The following is a 17,509-nucleotide window of genomic DNA, read 5'->3' as shown; positions in this document are numbered from 1 at the left end:
GCGCATACACAGGGGAACGAAATGCCGAAAGCCTATAGCAGCCGCGAACTGATCAAGTTGATCGAGGCAGACGGCTGGTATCTGGTCGGCACGGTCGGCAGCCATAACCAGTACAAGCACCCGACCAAGCCGGGCCGCGTAACGGTCCCTCACCCGAAGAAGGATTTACCGACCGGCACCGTCCGGTCGATCATGAAGCAAGCCGGGCTCTGAGAGCCTGGCGGCCGCCAAGGAGAGTGAGATGCTGGATTACTACGTCGCCCTGATCCACAAGGAAGCCGGCTCTGATTACGGCGTCATGTTTCCAGATTTCCCCGGCTGCATTTCGGTCGGCGCCACCTATGAGGAGGCGATCTCGATGGGCACCGAAGCGCTTGCGCTGCATGTCGCCGGCATGATCGCCGATGGTGCGGCCGTTCCCGCCCCACGCAGCTTGGAAGCAATCAAAGCGGCCGGCGAAGACTGGATCGACTGGGAGAACGCGATCGTCACGGTCATCCCCCTGCTACCGATCGCCCAGGGCAAGCCGCAGGCAACCAATCTCTCGCTCGATACAGGCTTGGTTGAAGCGGTCGACCAATACGCTCAGCGCGCCGGCCTGACCCGCAGCGCCGCCTTCACCGAGGGCGCCCGGTTGCTAATGCAAACCCGGCCAGCCGGCAAGGTTGACCTTCCCGTCCGGAACAAGAAATCGGCCAAGCGGGCCAATTAATCGCTACAAGTGGCAGCACATCACCCGGCTGAGACACCAGGAATAGGGCCGTTGACTCTCGCGCCAGGATGAGAACATTTTAGGAACTCTTTAGACGCACGAATGCCCAGAGAGCGGCCATGGAAGCGGACTTTGAAGACTTCGCCAGAATGGAAATTCGCCGGCGCGGCGATCGAGCGCTCGCATACGCGCGAGCGCGCCGTGACCGACCCATTCCCGGTCTCGATCCCGTTCGCGAGCAGACCTTTTGGGGAAAGCTGGTTGCGGCGATCGAGCAAATTGAAGCCAACGAGCCGAGCCCGGCCGTTCCCAACTGCCTGCTCTGCGGGCACGTGGCCGAGTATACCGACATGCAGCCCGGCAAAAACGTCGAGCAGTTTTGCGCCGATTGTGGCCCATTCCAAGTGACCCCCGCCCTCTTTGCCAAGTGGCAGGCCGACCCAAAAAAACACCGCCGCACCTATGCGACCGAAATGTTTTTAGAGGCCTGCGCCGATCGCGGCGACCTGGCTGTCTTTGATGATCTGACGCTGGCCAGGATCGAGCGGCAATATTCGTTATGAGCGGCTTGCAGGATGTGGCGGATCAGATGCAAAGGCAAAGTCGCAACCCTGGCCCAAGTCGGAGACCATTCCCTGGTTGCCGCTTGCAGCAATTGCGAACACATGCGGACCCTCTCGACCACCAGCCTCATCCAGAAATATGGCGAAGATTACACGCTGACCGAGGTGCTGCGGCGGCTCAAATGCCACTACTGCCGACACCGGACGCATCATCGCTTTTCCGTGATGCTGACGGTTGATGACTCCGACACCGTCAAGCGCCTGGCTGGCGGCAGAAAAGGCCATCCTCCTGGCCGCCTAGCCCGATTTGAATGGATTGACCCAACGAAGAATAAGAGCGGATCATGGCTGACAAATTCAAAATGGTCGAATTAGGCGTTCGAACGGAAATGCCTCCTGAAACGCTGCAAGAGCTCGAGTGGGAGCTTACGCGCGACGTCGCCCAATTCATTCTGACGCCAGACCGGATCAAAACATTCCGAAAACTGCAACCTGGCGAGCTATTGTATGAGCACCGCTGGGCGATCGACGTCGCCAAGCTTATTATTCAATCTCTCCAGCGGCATCGCTGGCACATTGTGCGATTGCCGCATGGTATGGACGGTCCCCGGAACAGTAGCATGCCTGACTAGAGTGGAGATCTTCATGTGCGGACGATATGTTTTCATCTCCAATGTGGACGCGATCAAACGGCTGTTTCGCTTCGAGAACCTGCCGAATCTCGCGCCCCGGTATAACATCGCGCCGACGCAGCAGATCCCGATCGTTCGGTCCAATGGCGATGCCCGCGAGATGGTGAACGTCCGCTGGGGCCTGCTCCCTTTCTGGCTGAAGGAAGCGCCCAAGGGGCCGCCGGTCATCAATGCCAAGGCCGAAGGCATCGAGGCAAAGCCGATGTTCCGCGCTGCCATCGCGAAGCGCCGCTGTCTGGTACCGGCCGATGGCTTCTATGAGTGGAAAGGCCCCAAAGGTGATAAGCGACCTTATCTGATCCAGATGCAGGATAAACAGCCCTTCGCTTTCGCTGGCGTCTGGGAGCGCTGGAAATCACCCGAAGGCGACATCGACAGCGCTGCGATCCTGACCTGCGAACCGAACAGCCTTATGGCCGAAATACACGACCGGATGCCTGTGATTCTGGACCCGACCGAATTCGACGCCTGGCTTTCCGATAAGACACCGTCAGCCGATGTCGGAAAGATGATCGATCCGTTCCCGGCGGAGCAGATGCGGGCTGTCCCAGTGTCCAAGGCCGTCAACAGCGTGAAGAACGCTGGACCCGAATGCATCGAGCCGCTTGAAGCTGGCGCCGTCTGAAGGGGAACCTCCTTTATGATGCCCTGTTGGTCAGCATGGCAAAGTCTGACCCATATCGCGCCGCTGCCAAGGCCGCCAAGGCCCTGTTGGATGTGATCGGCGCTACAGGCGATATCCCAAAAGAATTTTGGGAAAGCCCGTTCGTGTTGGGCTTTTTCTTTTATTACCTTCACGCTGTTGCTGTCCGTGCGGGTGAGGAGCCGGGCAATTATAAGAACATGCCACTGGCTTACGTCCTGGCCTGCGGTGAACCTCTCGGTATAGATGTCCTCCAGCGCACTTTGGATTTCAGTACGCTGCGGACGCCCGATTATCTGACTGGGCTTGATGCGGGCGATAAGTATCTAGCAGTCGTCTACGGGTCGAAAACCTATGATAACGATCCAGCGATCATCGAAGCTCGAAGGATGGCCAGACAGACCGCAATGGATCTCAAGGATCCGAATATTGAGCTGGTCGACATCGAGAATACCTATCTGCTCGAAACCGTCTTTCTCAGCGAGGTCCGTCGCCGGCTTAATTTGGTCACGATCAATTAAGCGCTACTGCGGCTCGTTCGAAATCACATTCCCGCAATCTCCCGCAGATCCCCGGCAAATCCGAAACCTATCTCCGCGGCGACGGTTGAGTCTCAAACCCGCTGAAGGAGACACGGCCATGAGGCAACGCAACCCAGCCCTCGATGAAGACAGTTATTTCAAGTTCGTTTTTGAAGGCTCGTTCGGCGGTGGACCAGGCGAGAATCCCCGCTTTGTGGAAGTTGAGAACAGCAGAGGCGAGAGCGTCATTTTGGGCGAGTGGGTAGAAACCCGCGACGGGCTTGAACTACGTTTGGCCGTGCGGCGTGTGGGCGGCAGGCTCATTTTGCAAGTGCCGGAATACACTGATGCAGGCGAATGGATAGAGATCGATGAAACTGACCTGCCCTATGAAGAGCCGGACAGAGAGCCTGACCGGCGGAACGTAGTGCATTTTAGGAGGTGACCGGCGCGATCGGCGCTTCGGTCACATCCTTGGGTCGGATGTCCTGCCGCAGCCCCTTGAAGCTCGCCTGACGGAGATAGCCCTCAGCCGTCCGCGCCGTGAACTGGACCTCGCAGACCTGCTCTGGTTTGACCCATACGGCGCGCTTGGCGTGCTCCCGCGGCACCTTCTGCAGGATCGGCTTCTCGACTGCCAGGGGCTTTAACAGCTGCTCAAGCTGGACAGACAGCTTATGCGTAAACCCCGTTCCGGCGCGACCGTCGTAGATCAGAAATCCGCCGTGATAGTGACCCAGGAGCAATGAGCCCACCCCTCGCCCTGTTGTGCTGGGGATATAACCACCGATAACGAATTCCTGCCGGGGCGAGCACTTGACCTTGACCCATGACAGCGTCCGCCCGCTGACATAACGGCTATCGGCCTTCTTCGAGATGATGCCCTCGAGCTTGTGCTTGCAGGCGTGCTTGAAGAACACAGCGGCGTCACCATGGACCTCTTCCGACAACTGGATATGCGGCCACTCCATCCGACGTTTGCCATTGATCAGGGTCGTCAGCTTTGACCGGCGCTCCTTGAGTGGCAGCTTCTTGAGGTCCTTCCCGTTGAACACCAGCAGATCGAACACATAGAAGATCAGATCTTCGTCCCGGCTGGCGCCGATCGCCGCTTGCAATGCGCCGAAGTCTGACGCGCCCTTCTCATCCAAAGCGCAGAGCTCGCCATCGATATAAGCGCGCTCGCATGGCAGCAAGGCCAGCTCTTTGATGAGAGAGGGGAACCGGTCAGACCAGTCGTAGCCATTTCTGGTGAACAGGCGGGCTTTGCCGTGGTCGATATCGGCGCCCATCCGATAGCCATCCCACTTAATCTCATGCACCCAGCCCGGTCCGGTAGGCGGCTTGGCAACAAGCGTACAGAGTTGGGGCGGGATGGCAGCGGAGGACTTTCGCGCTGTAGGTTTCTTGATCTTTTGCCACCGCATTGCGCCACCTTTCTGAGGTGGAGGCGCCGGGCGCATCTTGGCCAAGAGTTTGCGCTGGGTTCCAGACGAACGAGAGTGGCGCCTCCGCTGCAAAAACATCGTTGGCCATCAGGAGGTTCCGCCCATATTGGCTTTAGCTTTTTAGTGAGATATGCTTCCTAGGCAAATGGGGGGAATTCACGTGAAAAAGTTCATTTTACTGGCTGCCTTGTGCAGCCTATTGAGCGGTTGTGTCAGTGCCAATATGCACACCTATGGCACGCCTGATAGGTCGGAGCGCTCAGTTACCGTGCCGCCGGGTGGCGGATTGACCGCCGAAATCAAGGAAGTTTTCAAGAGGAACGGCTGGACCATGGTTGTCGATCGGGGACCGCAAGTGACCTCTGGATCTTTAGGGTCCGATACGCATCTCGAGAAATACGACACCTTCAATACCAGATATCGGTTGATGCTGGACTACAGCCAGTTCGACATTTGCCTTGGTCATATGGACGGGGCCTACAATTACAACATGTCATTCGTCGACAATAAAACCGGCGAGGAGCTTATGGCCATGGGTGGTCGAGCGTGCCAAAGTCAAATCCTCGACAAGCTTCAGCAGTTCCTTAGTTCGTCAAAATAAAGTCTGGCCAAAGTGCCGCCGGGTTCAGACCAGCGGCTTTCCATGAAGGGCCTTAAACGGACAGCGGGTTGACCCGGCGGCGGAATGAGAGTGGCGGCTGACCAGACGGGCCACGGTAAGTCCCCGCTAGCAGGGAATCCCGGGAATGAGCCGAACTCCAGCGCTGTGCCAGCCGCCGAGGGAAATATAAGCCTCATGTGGGGCAGCGAACAAGGCTCGAGATAGGGAGCCCATCGTGGAGAACCAGGTCAGCTATTTGCGCTTATAGGGCCGGGACACAGCCTCCCGCGCCTGCCAGTTGGCAATATACTGTCGAGCCAAATCGGCGTCGCGGATGACCAGGAGGTTTTCCGCGTTCTTCTCCTGCGCAGCTTTTGTGAAATTGAAGCTGCCGGTGATCACCGTGCTGCCGTCGATCACGATCACCTTGTTGTGGGCGATGGCCACCTTGTAATCGATCGCCACTGGCACGCCGGCGTTTTGCAGATAAGTGGCGCCGGTATATTTCGCGGTCGCCTGGCTCTTGTCGAGAATGACCTTGACGTCGACACCGCGACGATAAGCATCGGCGAGCGCCTTGGCGATCGGCGCGGAGGTGAAGCTATAGGCTTGAACGCGGATCTGCTTCTTTGCTGCGCCGACGGTATTCACTATGAGATCCGTACATTTGCCCCCAGGCGTAAAACATGTGGTAATAGATGGAGAAGCGATCGCGGTTGAAGCGTCGAAACCAAAAGCGGCGAAGGCAATCAATATGATTGGACGCGAAAGCTTATATTTCATGTGAGGGGCAATTCCAAATGTCGGGTATTGATGATCGTTACCGGAAAGATTGGCTGGAGCGCAATAGCCAGTATCTTCAAGAGGTCCAGGTTGAAGCCAGCAGCTGGACCACAAAGAGCATCCAATCAAATCAATCCACTGTGGAGTTTGGCGTCCAGGCAATCAAAGCCTGTTACCTGCTGAACGCTGGCGGCGTCGGCGTGTTAGCAGCGGCAGGAGCTCTTCTTAAACTGGAAGCTCCCACGTTGGTGGGGGCAGCGACGCCTTTCTTCGTGGGACTTTTGGCAGGCGTCGTATGCAATGTGTTCGCCTATCTTGCTCAGGGCGAATACTCTCTCATGTGCGATGAGGCACATCATTCGCAACGGCTAGAAATTCAGCAACGCTACTTCGCAGAAACGAAAACCAAAGATTTAGAGCAGCTTATTGAAGCCCATAAGGCCGCATTTAACGATCACGCCGATAAGGCCCATGCACTGCGCATCGCGTCGATTTGGTCTGGCTTATGCAGTCTAGCTGCGTTTGTTTACGCCGGTGTCCATGTGATCCAGCTCCAGGCACATAACGTGAGCGGCTAAGATCGAACATGACCGAATCTCGTATGATGATTGGCCGTGGCGGGTTGGCGCTGATACCAAAGCCGCAGCGCTTCCAACTTGCCCCGGCAATCGCGGCCGGGGATGGCGATGTCGACGATCAATTCCGCCTGCTCGCGGTCGCTCATCGCCTGGATTACATCATTTGGCGGGATCGGTGGTTCCGGCAGGCAATTGAGCAGACTTTGATCCGGCTTGACCGTCACCTCCTGAATTCTGGTCACCACGATCGGCGGCGGTTCCTTCGGCTGTATCCCGCAGGCGCTGCCAAGCATGAGCGCTGTAAGGGCCAATGGCATTATTCGGAGCGTGGACACTTCGGATTTCCCCCTTGATGGATGCGGCCGTCCGTTGCCGTTCGGCTGCCTTTTCAGCAACGCCGCGCGCGAGAACGTCCATTGAATCGCGCAGCGCATCGAGCTTGCGCTGCAGGTCAGCATTATCGGCATTGATTTGCTCGATTGCCTCGGCGTTGGCGCGCCAGGCATCCCGATCGGCCTCGGCAGCTTTCTGCCTGGTGACAGCATCGGCAGCCGCCGTTTCCGCAAGCCATCGGTTGCCGCGTTCCCAGGCATAGAGGCCTCCAAGCGCGGCGATGACCAGCCCGACCGCAATCCAGGGCAGCAGCTTTTTGAACATGGCGGCTCCGGCGGCGCCGGCGGTTTCACCCACAAGAAACGCCATTTATTGACCTCCCAACATGCGCTGCCACTCGGCAATGCGTTCGACATAGGTGATTGTCTCCAGCGCGTGGCGGCCCGTGACGGTCGGCAAGCACCGCGCCACACCCGACCAGGATTGCGCCGGGCAGAGACGCAGGGCTTTGCGGATATTGCCAGGGCCGGCGTTGTAACTCGCCTGCGACATGCGGTGCCTTTCGGGATCCTGCCAGCGCCGCCAATCGGGAAATCGCCGCAATTTGGCCATGTAATAGGCGCCAGCATCGATTGCCGCCCAAGGGTCGAACGCCGTTCGCTTGCCCAGGCCAAGCTCGATAGCCACTTCGCGCCAAGTTCCCGGCATGAATTGCGCCAAGCCTTTGGCACCCGCCGGCGATACCGCTCGCGGATCGAGGCGCGACTCCTGGCAGAGCTGCGCCTTCCAGGCATAGAAGCCGGTATCGGGCGCGACATCTGGCCACCATTCGATGACGGCCGCAGCAATCTGGATATCGTAGTCAGATCGCGAGCAGGGCGACGCTGACCAGGAGGCAGATGCCCAGGAAGCGCCGGCCGTAATAGTCAGCAAGAGCGCGAGGATCTTTCCGCATTTCATTGAGCGCATCCTTGAAAGGAAGACCGGCCCGGCGATCGAGCCAGCGGGTTTTGCCGACGACCAGCAGCAGGCCGATCAGCAGCAGCATCAGCTTGATGCCGGCGCGGATGGTTTTTTCGTCGAGATACTGTGAGAGCTCGGCGGGCATGGAATGAACCTCCTGATGTCTTCCGTGAGTTGCCAGGCCTGATCGGCCGGCAGCTTGAGAATTTCGGGGAACCGACCGTCATCGATGGTCAAAGCGACCCCGTCATCGGTCGGCTTCACCGACCAATGTGCGTGTGTTTGAATTGGCATGCTTAACCTTTGGGACCGACGAAGCGATCGACCAGCCTCGTCAGAAGCGCCTGGATGCCGGCCGGGCCGAGATAGGAGACCATGATGATCACCGCCGTCGTCGGCTTCGGATCGAGATGGAAATATTCTGCGATGCCGTCAGCGACGAAACCGCTCGCCAAGGCGGTCGGCAGTTCCCAGATGAGATGCGTCGACCAGAATTTCCGCTGACGCTTTTGCACCTGCTGAACATGCCAACCCATCCGGCCCATGAGAGCAAGCGCCAGCGTCGTGACAAAGCTCCAGACCGCCTGGCGCAAGTCGGGCGGCAACAGATTGTCCATCCGATCATCCCTTTTTTGGTCAGCCGATTCTATTGAGACTGGACCCGCACGAAAACGCACGGGCCGCCGAGCACGTTATCAAGCGTGACTGTTGGAGGCAGCGGGCCGAATGAACAATCGCACCCGTTTGGAATGCCATTAAAGAACTCGTTTGCCGATGATAGACCTAAAATCCAATTGATCTCTCCGCCCAGGGCATCAGCCTGATACAGATACAACCAGTCATCGGCCTCGGGCGCGTTGATGACCGCACCCAGCCAATAAATCGTACCGCCGATCATTTCATAGTCGATGTCGATGCTCGCGAATCCGCCCGACGAAAGATCTGCCTCGCCCGCATCGAGTAGCAAGCCCCCGCAGCGGTTGTCCGGCCCGCTCGCATAAATGCCGAGTCGAGCCTTGCGGCCGGGCTGTGTGCCGTTCGGGTCAACACCCACGCCAATCGCTGAAATCTTTTGCGTCTCACTAAACCATATCGGCTGGAGAATCAGCATGTCCCAGTAGGATTGGTCGGCAAAGCCGCCATAAGTTGTTGGCGTACAGTAAATCCCGCCTGCACGCACCGGCGCCTGAAAGGATCGTGGCGCTGGCGCGCCATCGGCACCAGCAGCGCCCCGGATGTCGACAGCATCGGCGATCGCATCGACCAATCCAGCCGCACCGACAAACTTCCCGACGGCAGGCTTTGCACCGCTGCCGCCAGCCCAGTCGGTGACCTGCTGGACGCGCCGATCGCCATCAGCAACAACCGCAAATACCGGCGACCAACCATCATCTCCATCGGAGCCGTCAGCGCCATCTGCCCCGGGCTGGCCCGGATCGCCAGGATCACCGGTAGCACCACGGATATCGACGGCATCGGCAATCGCATCGACTAGCCCGCCCGCACCGACATACTTGCCGGCCGCCGGCTTGTCGCCAGTGCCGCCAGTCCAATCGGTCACCTGCTGGACACGGCGAGCGCCATCGGCGACCATCGCCAAAACCGGCGACCAACCATTGGTGCCGTCTTCACCCTCGCCATCCTCTCCGGCAGCGCCGCGAATGTCGATCGCATCGGCAATGGCACCAACCAGCCCGTTTGCACCGACATACTTACCTGTCGCTGGCTTCTCCCCGGTGCCACCGGTCCAGTCTGTCACTTGCTGGACGCGACGAGCTCCATCGGCGACTACCGCGAGAATCGGCGACCAACCATTTGCGCCGTCGCCACCCTTCAAGCCGCGATTGACGACGACAGGAATTGCGGCCATTTGCTTAACGACAGCAACGACATTGATGCCAGTCATCGGGTTACCTCGGCGAACACGGTGAAATTACCCATAACTAGCGTCGTCACGGCGCCCTGCGGCGAATGGATCTCGAGGTCATAGATATAGTTTTCCACGATAGGGAAAATCCCGCGATCGCAGAGCACCGGAATGGTTTTGGTCTGATCCGGCGAGATGGACACAGTGATTGTGCCTGCATCGCCATCAATCGTGATGCCCCCGCCGGCGCTCGACAGATCCAACGCCGGTACCGGATCGGCGATATGCTTACGCACCTGCATGCGAGCTGAGTAATCCGTTAGCAACAATGCCGGTCCGGTTTCGCTGTCCTGGTGAACCTCGATTAGCAGATCCAGACTATCGCCCTGGCGGCACTCCAAGTTCGTCAATTGCGCGGTCATGCAGCACCGCCGTTCATTTCGGCCTGCAGCGCAGCATCAACGGCCTCAAAGGTCGTCAACTCGCCAGACTGGATACGCAGACCGACCGCTTTTTCGGCGGCAAAGCATTTCTGAATATGGGCGCCAAGGGCATCGAATATGACCTGGATTGTTGGAAGATCAACAGTTACCCAGCCGCTTTCCGCCTTGAAGTCGACCGCCTCGGCTGGATGCTCATCGAGAAATGTTTTCGCGCCATCGATCAGCGCCTTGGATCGGTCATCGGTAGCGATCCGCAGGCCACCGACCTCCGTGCCACCCGTCTCGATTTGCCATCGCTTGGTTGCCGCATAAGAAAGAAGGTCGGCGACGGCCTCCTTCCCTGGCGGCGCAGGCTCTACAACGATCACCTCGCCGCCTACCAGGCGAAGCAATCCGAGCGGCACGGCTGCCTGTTCGGGCGTCAGTTGCACAGCGTCCGGCCGAGCGGTGATATTGCCGCTGTATTTGCCAGTACAGCGCCCCACGTTATCGAATGTTACCGTAATTTTCTGCATATCGTTTTCCCATTACAGCCTCAGCCGATGTGATGCAGAGGCCATTCACACCGTTGAGGTCGGAGACGACAGGGCTGCCGTGAGCGCCGCATCGACGGCCTCGACCGTCACCAACTCGCCGGACGCAATGCGCAGACCGACCGCCTCTTCCGCCGCGAAGCAGGTCTGGATATGCGCCCCAAGCGCATTGAAGATGGTGTCGATCGTTGCGAGATTGACCGAGAGCCAACCAGCTTCCGATTTGAACCGCACCACCTCAGTGGGATTGGCGTCGAGATAGGCTTTCGTGCCGTTGATCAAGGACTTCGACCGGTCGTCCGTGGCGACGCGAACGCCGTTCACCTCCATACCGCCGGTCTCGATTTCCCAGCGGCGGGTCGCCAGATGCACGAGCAACTGTTCCTGAGACGGCGGCGGCGGCGGCGGCGGCTCATGAAACGCGCCGTCATAGGTCCATCCAGGCTTCACATCGAGCCCGGCCGGGGTCTCGACCCAAACCAAGTCCTGGTGAAAAACCCCGTCCCAATCGGCAAGGGTGAGGGTTTCGGCGACAGCGCCGTTTTGAATGCGTGCCTTGGTTATCATGATTTACCTCAGGTCATCTCGAAAATGATTACAAAGCCCGCACCGCCAGGACTGGCTGCAGTCGAGTTTCCGATTGCATTGGTAGAACCGCCACCGCCGCCGCCGCCATTCGAACCAGGCGCAGATTGCTGAGGGCTGCCGCTACCGCCTCTGCCGCCACCGAGGCCGCCGCCAACACCACCAGTTGAGCCATTGCCTGCCGTCGGCGAGCCGGTGCCCGACCCGCCATCCTGACCTTTGAAGTTGAGGTCTCCGCCGCTCCCCTGGCCGCCGGCACCGCCGGCACCGCCGGCTGTGCCGCTGGTCGTATATCCGTTTTGCCCGGTGCTGCCGCCCGTCGCCGAAACGCCGGAAAAGGAACTCGTGCCGCCTTGTGAGCCGGTGAAAAGACCGCCATCCGTAGCAGCGCCGGGCGTGCCGCCGTCGCCAACGATGACCGTTGCCGTTGCCGGCATAGCGGCGAAGAATTTTTCGGCCCGGCCGCCCTCACCGCCACCGCCGCCAGCCGCGCCACCGCTTGATTTCGGGATTGGCTGTCCGCCCGGCCCGGCACCGCCTTTGACGATGACATAGCCCGATTTGCAGTCCGCTGCCCTGTTGTACGTGAACGTGCCGGCGGCGTTGAAGGAAACGACGCGGAGAAACCTGCCGCCGAATTGCAGGCCGGCCGTTGCATTCGCAATGATTTCGAGGATCGCCTGATACATTTGCTTGTCATCAGCCGCATCAAGATCAATGCCAGCCCCCTCGATGACGCCCGCGATCTCCTCCTGGACGCGATTGGCCCAATTGGCATCAAAGAAGGTACCGCCATCACCGGTATTGGGATTGCAGTTCGCCCAAAAGCCCGGGACGCCACCGGCTGGATATGCCGGCTTCACAGCGACCGCTGTCGGAATGTCAATCCGTTGCATGGTTTCCTCTTACTTACGCGATTTCAAAGGTGACAATTGTATGGGCGGGTGCGGCACGGCGGATGACGCAGCGCAAGAGATCGAGATTGGGCAATTCGCAGACTGGGGCACCGGCGACGAAGCAACCGGCCGCTGCCCGGCGCACCGTCTGATTGAGAACGCGCACCGACCACCAATAGGGACAGATGGCCGCTCGGAAACAGCCCGCACGAACGATCCCGGCGCGTGGCGGGAAGTGCTCAATGACCTCGATCTCAAAACCAACGACGGCGGCGATATGAATGAAAAAGGCCGGCGTCTGCAGACCGCGTTCGGCGAGCTTCAAGCACAGCGCGATTTGTCGGTCTCGGATGCTGAGTCCCGCCGGCGTGCAGGCGTCGGGCAAGCCGAGGGAACGCTCCCAATCTCCGAGCATCTCTTGAGATGCGCAGGGAAAGCTTTCGCGCTCCAGCAAGTCGCAAGATCGATCGTGATGACGCCGCAGTTCGGCGGTCGCCGCCATCCAGTAGCTCCAAAGAACCGTGTCTTCGTCGCGCGGCCAAGCGAAGCCTTGCGGCAGAAGATCGAGCGCGAGCTGGCCAAAATCCTCATTGGTCAAGCCGCAGAGCGGATCGATCGTCTCTGCCATTGATCACTCCACGAAGGATAGGTCGCCGAGAGTTGCGATCTCCGCTGTCGATATGATGACATCCTCGGCCGGGTCGATTATCTCGTGACTATATTCGCCACTGACGGTCGACACGGCGGCCCAGAGCCATGATCGCGGAATCGTCAGGCCAGGCTGCGCTGAGCGCAGAAACAGATCGCGCAATTCCGCTTCAACAGCGGCTCGAACTTCCGGCCTATCAGGGGTTAAGGCTTTGACCACGATATCAATTGGGCGTGGGATCGGCGCGACAACAAAAACGCTCGCCGTCACCGGCCGACGCGGCGCGATGTGATCTGCGACAAGTTTCAGATCGTCCGTATAGTTGGGATAGCTATCGCCTGTCGGAATGCCCTGTTGCTCCAAGCGCACACGGTCCATCATGAAACGCACGACAACCGTTCCCGGCCCAAATTCGTTTCCGGAGCACCAAGCCCGTGTGACGCCAGGCACTTCCAGTGCCCAGCGTTCATAGTCGGTTTGATTGCCGCCTGCAGGCGGCTTCTGCAGCTCCAGTAAGAGCCGAGTGCGGAGATCCTCATCGGGCTCATCATCGGCACCACCGACCATCTCACTCGCCAGCTCCGCCGTAGCGACGATGCCGGGCAAGGCGCTTACCAGATTGACCTTGACGGCGGCGTCATTGTTGCCGAGCTCGCCCGGATCAATTGATTCGGCTGCGATGACGGCCTGTCCTCCGGCGATGACGCCGATCGCCGTCGTCCGGTAGCTGGCGCCACGATTGCCGGTCTGGGCGATCGTGCCGATCGGGATCTCGGCGCCATCGGTGCCTGCGAAACGGATGCTACCAGTTGCGCGCTCGGCGCCTTTCCGGACAACACCGAAGATGTTGCACCAGCGCTCGAGGTACTGTGCTTCGGCCGTGTCTGGGATGACCTGCTTGGCCAAGTAGTCGAGCGCACCATAGACCAGATGCGCAAGGCCAGCCATCACGTCGGCCGAGACGCGGATATTACTCTGCCGCAGGCGGCTGTCGGCGCCAGGCAGACGCGCGTTGAAATCGTTACGCACGCGGCTGCGCAACTCCGTCAAGGGAGGTCGAACAAAGGGCATGACGATATCCGAAAAAAGAAGCGAACGACGTTCGCTGATTAGGCCGCCTGGCGATAGGCGTCAGTGCGCAAGCCCTTGATCTGGTCCCAGACCCAATCGAAGCGGATCTCGACCGACTGGCCGCTGTTGCGGTAAATGGTGATCACCAGGTCAAGGCGATCAATGCCGCTGAAGCTGGCATCCACCCCGACCTGCTGGGCGACACCGTCATCGATCAGCCATTGCAGCGCCTCGGTGCTGTATTCGATCGCGCGCTGCCGCACCGATTCCAGCGTCTTTTCCCGTGACAGCAGCCAGAGCCGCGAGCCGATCAGGCCGTCATCGTCGTTATCCGCCCACCAGCCGCGCCGATCCGTCGTGCCATCGGGGATGACATCATCCGGGCGCGCGAGGCGATCAGTGAAGAGCGAGATAATGACGGCGGTGCGGAGATCCGCATCATCCGCCAGACCGGGGGCAGCCAGCAGCCAGTCGCCGGCGAGGATCTCCGGCGACCAGGTATGGACGAAATCGACCATCTGATATCCCTACGGATTGATGCGAAACCAGGGCCGGCCGCTGGTGGCGTGGCCACAGGCGGCATGATGGCCTTCGCGGCAGACCGGAATGCCGCCAACCCGGAACCAGGCCGATCCCTCGACCATAGGCGGCGGCGGCGAATGGGGCGGATCGCCATGGGCGGCGACAAGATCCCCGATCACCACGATCGGCTCCCGCTCGACGCGAAACCAGGTATTGGCCTCGGTCATCTGGGCGCCGCCGGCCGCATCGAGGGCGTGGACAGCGACACCGCTCATGACTGATCGGCCTGGAAATCGGGGGTGATCAGCTTGACACCGGCGGGCGTGAGCTCGAGCCGCGTCGTATCACCGACCTGGATCGTCACCTTCTTGCCGGCGAAGATGTCGATCTCCTGGCCGCGCTTGAAGTGGATCCGGTGACCGCCAGCCAGCTGGTCCTCATCGGTGTACAGGATGACCTCACCAGCCTTGATGTTGCGCGGCCGATAGCGCCGATCGTCGAGATTGAGCGCAACGCCATGATCCCGGTTGCCGCCGATGAAGAAGGCCACACCTTCCGCACCGGGATGCGGATTGGATGAGAAGCCGTAATGCTGCAGATGAGTCAGGCCACCTTTGGCTTCATCCGCCATCAATCGCAGCTGAACCGATTGCAGGCCTGGACTGTCATCGACCCCAGACAGAACCACCTTGGCGATTGCCATGCGCATGCGCCGGGTCAGGTCCCGGAGGGCTTCCTTCATACTGGCCTTTCCTTCTTTCCGACCGGCGGCGACAGAACACCCTTCTGATCGAGGATGGCGAAAGCACCACCAAGGTTGGCTGCCGCGCTTGGATCGACCGGTTCCGGCGTATAGGCCTCCGGCGGCGCCAAGCTCAGCTCGCAGGTCGTGCCGCCTTCGTTCAGGCGATAGGTGACGCCGGCGATCAGCAGATCCCGCTGCACAGCGAGCCAGCTGCTGTCGACATAGGCCATCTCGTTCGGCGCCCAAAGACGGTCACTATTCGGATCCCGCCAGTCCTGTACCGTGATGGTTGCGCGAACGCCGTTCGCTGCCCGCGTCAGCTTTTCCCAGGTCGCCCGCTCCACCGCCGTCGCAATATCGGTCTGCCCCTCGGCAATGACCAGCTTCGGCCGGTATCGGGTGATGCCGGGATCGCGCGCCTTGCCTATCGGCTCAGTCGCTTGCGTCCCAGAGATCGCATCTGTTGCAGCTTGTTGTCCCTTGACGATGTAGTCGCTGTATCGCTCGGCGGCGCTGAGGGTTGCGCTGGCGCTGAGGATATTGACGCCTTGCCGTAGCGAGCCAGCACCGCGGCCTTTGCCAGCCCTGGCAAGGACGAGATTTCCGCTCGGCGCATCGCGGACCAGAACTGCCCGCAGGCGCGACAACCGTTCGATGAGCTCAAAGATCGTTTCCCCCTGCTGGACCTGGACGTCCGGAAACGGCGCGCCGAGGTCGGTCTCGATATCGACACCGACCCCGACCGTGGCGCAGAGCGTCCTGGCGATCTGGCCGAGGTCGTAACCGGTGAATTGACCGCCCGGCACGATCGCCGAGCAGTCGGCAACGTCCGCCGTGCGGGACCGCCCCGTCACGCGTGCGCCGTGATCGCTTGCGGCATAGCTCGGATTGTAGCTGTCCACGTAGCCGGTGATGACGGTTTCGCCATCCATCAGGATCTCGCAGGGCATGCAGGGCTGAATGCGCCAGGGCGTGCCGTTCAACTGATCCATCAGCGCCAAAGCCCTATCATCGCCAACCTTCTTCGCCCACTTCTCCGACAGGCCAAGGTCAAAGGTCGACACGGCATTCTCGACAGAACGCGTGACCGTGACTTCGGTCCAGCCCTCATAGAGCTGGCCGCCTACCATCAAGCTCAGCATGATCGCGATCCGTTACTGTGACAGTGTTTCCAGCCGGCGCTTCATCCAGCCGGGATGCGGCGATGGGTTGCGACCGATCAGGTCGCTTTCGCGATCGATGTCCTGATAGAGCCTATGTGCGACCACTAGTGACGGCAGCGAGCGGCCCGTCTCCGTGAAGACGATGCGCTTCAGGTTGGCGCCGCGCTGCGTCAGGTCTTCCGTGACTGTCGCCTGCAGCCCCGTGAGGGCTAGATAGGCATTGTCGTCGCCACGATCGCCGGCCCCGACGATGACCTCCTCGAGATCCGCGACCAGAGCATCACGGACCGCCACCGCCTCCTGGTAGGATGAGAGCGGCCGGCTGGTTGCCGCGCGAGCCTGCTCCGCCACCGCGACTTCCCGCACGAGTGCCGTGATCGCGGCGGCATTGGCTGCCTCGCGGTCCCGCATCGCCGTCTGATAGACCGGCGCGAGGATCGAGACCTGCCAGTCCCGCAGCGCCTGCAGGCCCCGCATCGCCTGGGCGGCATCGGCCGTCTGCAGGCGGAACAGCGAGAGCGTGCCGGCCAGTGTCGAGCCGAGATCAGCCGAGCGCACGATGCTTTCCGTCGTCACGGCCAAGCGCCGGGTCGCATCGGCGAAATCGGCAGCCAGCTCAGTCGGCACGGATGTGACCGACTGCACTTGCCCCGCCAGCACTGCTGCCAGGTCGGCAACCCCATTGACTGCCGTCTGGATGACAAAATCTGGGAGTTGCAGCCACTCATAGATCTGGTCGAAGGCGCTGAGCGAGGCCTCGGTCGACTGATCCGCCGCCGCAAAGACGCTGTTCCGGGTATTGACCGCCGGCGCCGGAAACTTCCGTTCACCCGCCTCAACGAAGGAAAGATCGAAGCGACATATGCCGCCCTCCTCCGCCGTCTCGCTGTAGCTGAAGGTCTCCAGCGCGACCTGCAATTCGCCGCGATAGGGATGGACCAATGTTCCGGGCCCTGGCGCCTCGCAGGCACGGATCAGGGCGTCTCGTGCCGGCATGTAGTCATCGCCGAGCACATAGCCGCTGAGCGTGAATTGCCTTGTGGCGCGGCCCATATCCTCCTGAAACGGCTCATCACGCAGCGGATATTCATGCTTGGCAAGCCGGCGGCCACCTTGACCGCCGGTTTTACCAACGAAGAACGGCGCCCCCCGAAAACTGGCGGGCCGCAGCGAGTCTCTCCAAGACATGCCGGTGATC

The 17,509-nt window shown here is 60.3% G+C and carries 29 protein-coding genes; 9 read left to right on the top strand and 20 right to left on the bottom strand.

Going from position 1 to position 17,509, the window contains the following annotated elements:
• Positions 1 to 21: 21 nt before the first annotated feature.
• The 3 genes from SMD27_RS05760 (at position 22) to SMD27_RS05750 (ending at position 1,275) form a co-directional block, all read left to right on the top strand.
• Entirely contained in the window at positions 22 to 213 is a 192-nt protein-coding gene (locus SMD27_RS05760) for a type II toxin-antitoxin system HicA family toxin (RefSeq protein ID WP_320507362.1), read from the top strand.
• A 28-nt stretch (positions 214 to 241) separates the two neighbouring features.
• Entirely contained in the window at positions 242 to 712 is a 471-nt protein-coding gene (locus SMD27_RS05755; RefSeq protein WP_320507361.1) for a type II toxin-antitoxin system HicB family antitoxin, read from the top strand.
• Between the two features lie 119 nt (positions 713 to 831).
• Entirely contained in the window at positions 832 to 1,275 is a 444-nt protein-coding gene (locus SMD27_RS05750) for a hypothetical protein (protein WP_320507360.1), read from the top strand.
• Here the strand turns inward: SMD27_RS05750 and SMD27_RS05745 are convergent.
• On the bottom strand, positions 1,270 to 1,560 hold the full coding sequence (locus tag SMD27_RS05745; RefSeq protein ID WP_320507359.1) for a hypothetical protein: 291 nt from the start codon (positions 1,558 to 1,560) through the stop codon (positions 1,270 to 1,272). The two genes, SMD27_RS05750 and SMD27_RS05745, sit on opposite strands and share 6 nt — an antisense overlap.
• A gap of 59 nt (positions 1,561 to 1,619) precedes the next feature.
• Here SMD27_RS05745 and SMD27_RS05740 point away from each other — a divergent pair, with 59 nt between their 5' ends.
• The 4 genes from SMD27_RS05740 (at position 1,620) to SMD27_RS05725 (ending at position 3,576) form a co-directional block, all read left to right on the top strand.
• Positions 1,620 to 1,907 carry a hypothetical protein gene (locus SMD27_RS05740; RefSeq protein WP_320507358.1) on the top strand — a complete coding sequence of 96 codons (288 nt, stop codon included), beginning with the start codon at positions 1,620 to 1,622 and terminating at the stop codon, positions 1,905 to 1,907.
• 13 nt (positions 1,908 to 1,920) lie between these two features.
• The gene (locus tag SMD27_RS05735; RefSeq protein ID WP_320507357.1) at positions 1,921 to 2,592 is read left to right on the top strand and encodes an SOS response-associated peptidase; all 672 of its coding nucleotides are present in this window, start codon (positions 1,921 to 1,923) and stop codon (positions 2,590 to 2,592) included.
• Between the two features lie 26 nt (positions 2,593 to 2,618).
• A complete protein-coding gene (locus SMD27_RS05730; RefSeq protein ID WP_320507356.1) occupies positions 2,619 to 3,131 on the top strand; it encodes a hypothetical protein in 513 nt (170 codons plus the stop codon).
• Between the two features lie 118 nt (positions 3,132 to 3,249).
• Complete coding sequence (locus SMD27_RS05725) at positions 3,250 to 3,576, top strand: hypothetical protein (protein WP_320507355.1); 327 nt, start codon at positions 3,250 to 3,252, stop codon at positions 3,574 to 3,576.
• On the opposite strand, the gene ligD is transcribed toward SMD27_RS05725, so the two are convergent.
• On the bottom strand, positions 3,566 to 4,558 hold the full coding sequence (gene ligD, locus SMD27_RS05720; protein WP_320507567.1) for a non-homologous end-joining DNA ligase: 993 nt from the start codon (positions 4,556 to 4,558) through the stop codon (positions 3,566 to 3,568). The genes SMD27_RS05725 and ligD overlap by 11 nt on opposite strands.
• A gap of 181 nt (positions 4,559 to 4,739) precedes the next feature.
• Between ligD and SMD27_RS05715 the strand changes: the two genes are divergently transcribed.
• Positions 4,740 to 5,180: a hypothetical protein gene (locus SMD27_RS05715; protein ID WP_320507354.1), complete on the top strand. Its 441-nt coding sequence runs from the start codon at positions 4,740 to 4,742 to the stop codon at positions 5,178 to 5,180.
• 252 nt (positions 5,181 to 5,432) lie between these two features.
• Here SMD27_RS05715 and SMD27_RS05710 read toward each other — a convergent pair whose 3' ends face one another.
• The gene (locus SMD27_RS05710; protein WP_320507353.1) at positions 5,433 to 5,831 is read right to left on the bottom strand and encodes a phospholipase D family nuclease; all 399 of its coding nucleotides are present in this window, start codon (positions 5,829 to 5,831) and stop codon (positions 5,433 to 5,435) included.
• 149 nt (positions 5,832 to 5,980) lie between these two features.
• Here SMD27_RS05710 and SMD27_RS05705 point away from each other — a divergent pair, with 149 nt between their 5' ends.
• Positions 5,981 to 6,541, top strand: a complete 561-nt coding sequence (locus SMD27_RS05705; protein WP_320507352.1) for a hypothetical protein — start codon at positions 5,981 to 5,983, stop codon at positions 6,539 to 6,541.
• Here SMD27_RS05705 and SMD27_RS05700 read toward each other — a convergent pair.
• From SMD27_RS05700 to SMD27_RS05620, 17 genes are all read right to left on the bottom strand, one after another.
• Positions 6,538 to 6,687: a hypothetical protein gene (locus SMD27_RS05700; RefSeq protein WP_320507351.1), complete on the bottom strand. Its 150-nt coding sequence runs from the start codon at positions 6,685 to 6,687 to the stop codon at positions 6,538 to 6,540. The two genes, SMD27_RS05705 and SMD27_RS05700, sit on opposite strands and share 4 nt — an antisense overlap.
• A gap of 13 nt (positions 6,688 to 6,700) precedes the next feature.
• The gene (locus tag SMD27_RS05695; RefSeq protein WP_320507350.1) at positions 6,701 to 7,243 is read right to left on the bottom strand and encodes a hypothetical protein; all 543 of its coding nucleotides are present in this window, start codon (positions 7,241 to 7,243) and stop codon (positions 6,701 to 6,703) included.
• Positions 7,244 to 7,834: a transglycosylase SLT domain-containing protein gene (locus SMD27_RS05690; RefSeq protein WP_320507349.1), complete on the bottom strand. Its 591-nt coding sequence runs from the start codon at positions 7,832 to 7,834 to the stop codon at positions 7,244 to 7,246. It abuts the gene before it with no gap.
• Positions 7,737 to 7,982 (bottom strand): hypothetical protein, encoded by a 246-nt coding sequence (locus SMD27_RS05685; protein WP_320507348.1) that lies wholly within the window; start codon positions 7,980 to 7,982, stop codon positions 7,737 to 7,739. Before SMD27_RS05685 ends, SMD27_RS05690 begins: the two co-directional genes overlap by 98 nt.
• A gap of 151 nt (positions 7,983 to 8,133) precedes the next feature.
• The gene (locus SMD27_RS05680; RefSeq protein WP_320507347.1) at positions 8,134 to 8,454 is read right to left on the bottom strand and encodes a phage holin family protein; all 321 of its coding nucleotides are present in this window, start codon (positions 8,452 to 8,454) and stop codon (positions 8,134 to 8,136) included.
• Between the two features lie 29 nt (positions 8,455 to 8,483).
• Positions 8,484 to 9,743, bottom strand: coding sequence for a hypothetical protein (locus tag SMD27_RS05675; RefSeq protein WP_320507346.1), 1,260 nt, complete (start codon positions 9,741 to 9,743; stop codon positions 8,484 to 8,486).
• Positions 9,740 to 10,126: a hypothetical protein gene (locus tag SMD27_RS05670; protein ID WP_320507345.1), complete on the bottom strand. Its 387-nt coding sequence runs from the start codon at positions 10,124 to 10,126 to the stop codon at positions 9,740 to 9,742. The genes SMD27_RS05675 and SMD27_RS05670 overlap by 4 nt, the downstream gene beginning before the upstream one ends.
• Complete coding sequence (locus SMD27_RS05665) at positions 10,123 to 10,662, bottom strand: DUF4376 domain-containing protein (protein ID WP_320507344.1); 540 nt, start codon at positions 10,660 to 10,662, stop codon at positions 10,123 to 10,125. Before SMD27_RS05665 ends, SMD27_RS05670 begins: the two co-directional genes overlap by 4 nt.
• A 45-nt stretch (positions 10,663 to 10,707) precedes the next feature.
• A complete protein-coding gene (locus SMD27_RS05660; RefSeq protein WP_320507343.1) occupies positions 10,708 to 11,247 on the bottom strand; it encodes a DUF4376 domain-containing protein in 540 nt (179 codons plus the stop codon).
• Positions 11,248 to 11,255: 8 nt separating this feature from the next.
• Positions 11,256 to 12,161, bottom strand: a complete 906-nt coding sequence (locus SMD27_RS05655) for a glycine-rich domain-containing protein (RefSeq protein ID WP_320507342.1) — start codon at positions 12,159 to 12,161, stop codon at positions 11,256 to 11,258.
• Between the two features lie 13 nt (positions 12,162 to 12,174).
• Positions 12,175 to 12,789, bottom strand: a complete 615-nt coding sequence (locus tag SMD27_RS05650) for a putative phage tail protein (RefSeq protein WP_320507341.1) — start codon at positions 12,787 to 12,789, stop codon at positions 12,175 to 12,177.
• 3 nt (positions 12,790 to 12,792) lie between these two features.
• Positions 12,793 to 13,881: a baseplate J/gp47 family protein gene (locus tag SMD27_RS05645; RefSeq protein ID WP_320507340.1), complete on the bottom strand. Its 1,089-nt coding sequence runs from the start codon at positions 13,879 to 13,881 to the stop codon at positions 12,793 to 12,795.
• A gap of 38 nt (positions 13,882 to 13,919) precedes the next feature.
• A complete protein-coding gene (locus SMD27_RS05640) occupies positions 13,920 to 14,399 on the bottom strand; it encodes a phage GP46 family protein (protein ID WP_320507339.1) in 480 nt (159 codons plus the stop codon).
• Between the two features lie 9 nt (positions 14,400 to 14,408).
• On the bottom strand, positions 14,409 to 14,678 hold the full coding sequence (locus tag SMD27_RS05635; protein WP_320507338.1) for a PAAR domain-containing protein: 270 nt from the start codon (positions 14,676 to 14,678) through the stop codon (positions 14,409 to 14,411).
• Positions 14,675 to 15,145 carry a phage baseplate assembly protein V gene (locus tag SMD27_RS05630; RefSeq protein WP_320507337.1) on the bottom strand — a complete coding sequence of 157 codons (471 nt, stop codon included), beginning with the start codon at positions 15,143 to 15,145 and terminating at the stop codon, positions 14,675 to 14,677. Before SMD27_RS05630 ends, SMD27_RS05635 begins: the two co-directional genes overlap by 4 nt.
• On the bottom strand, positions 15,142 to 16,290 hold the full coding sequence (locus SMD27_RS05625; RefSeq protein WP_320507336.1) for a phage baseplate assembly protein: 1,149 nt from the start codon (positions 16,288 to 16,290) through the stop codon (positions 15,142 to 15,144). Before SMD27_RS05625 ends, SMD27_RS05630 begins: the two co-directional genes overlap by 4 nt.
• Before the next feature lie 12 nt (positions 16,291 to 16,302).
• Complete coding sequence (locus SMD27_RS05620; protein WP_320507335.1) at positions 16,303 to 17,499, bottom strand: DNA circularization protein; 1,197 nt, start codon at positions 17,497 to 17,499, stop codon at positions 16,303 to 16,305.
• Positions 17,500 to 17,509 lie beyond the last annotated feature (10 nt).

Origin of the sequence: Dongia soli (assembly GCF_034044715.1) — a bacterium.
Classification (GTDB): Bacteria; Pseudomonadota; Alphaproteobacteria; order Dongiales; family Dongiaceae; genus Dongia_B; species Dongia_B soli.
The sequence above is the reverse complement of the archived record's forward strand: the minus strand, read 5'-3'. Positions and strand labels throughout refer to the sequence as shown.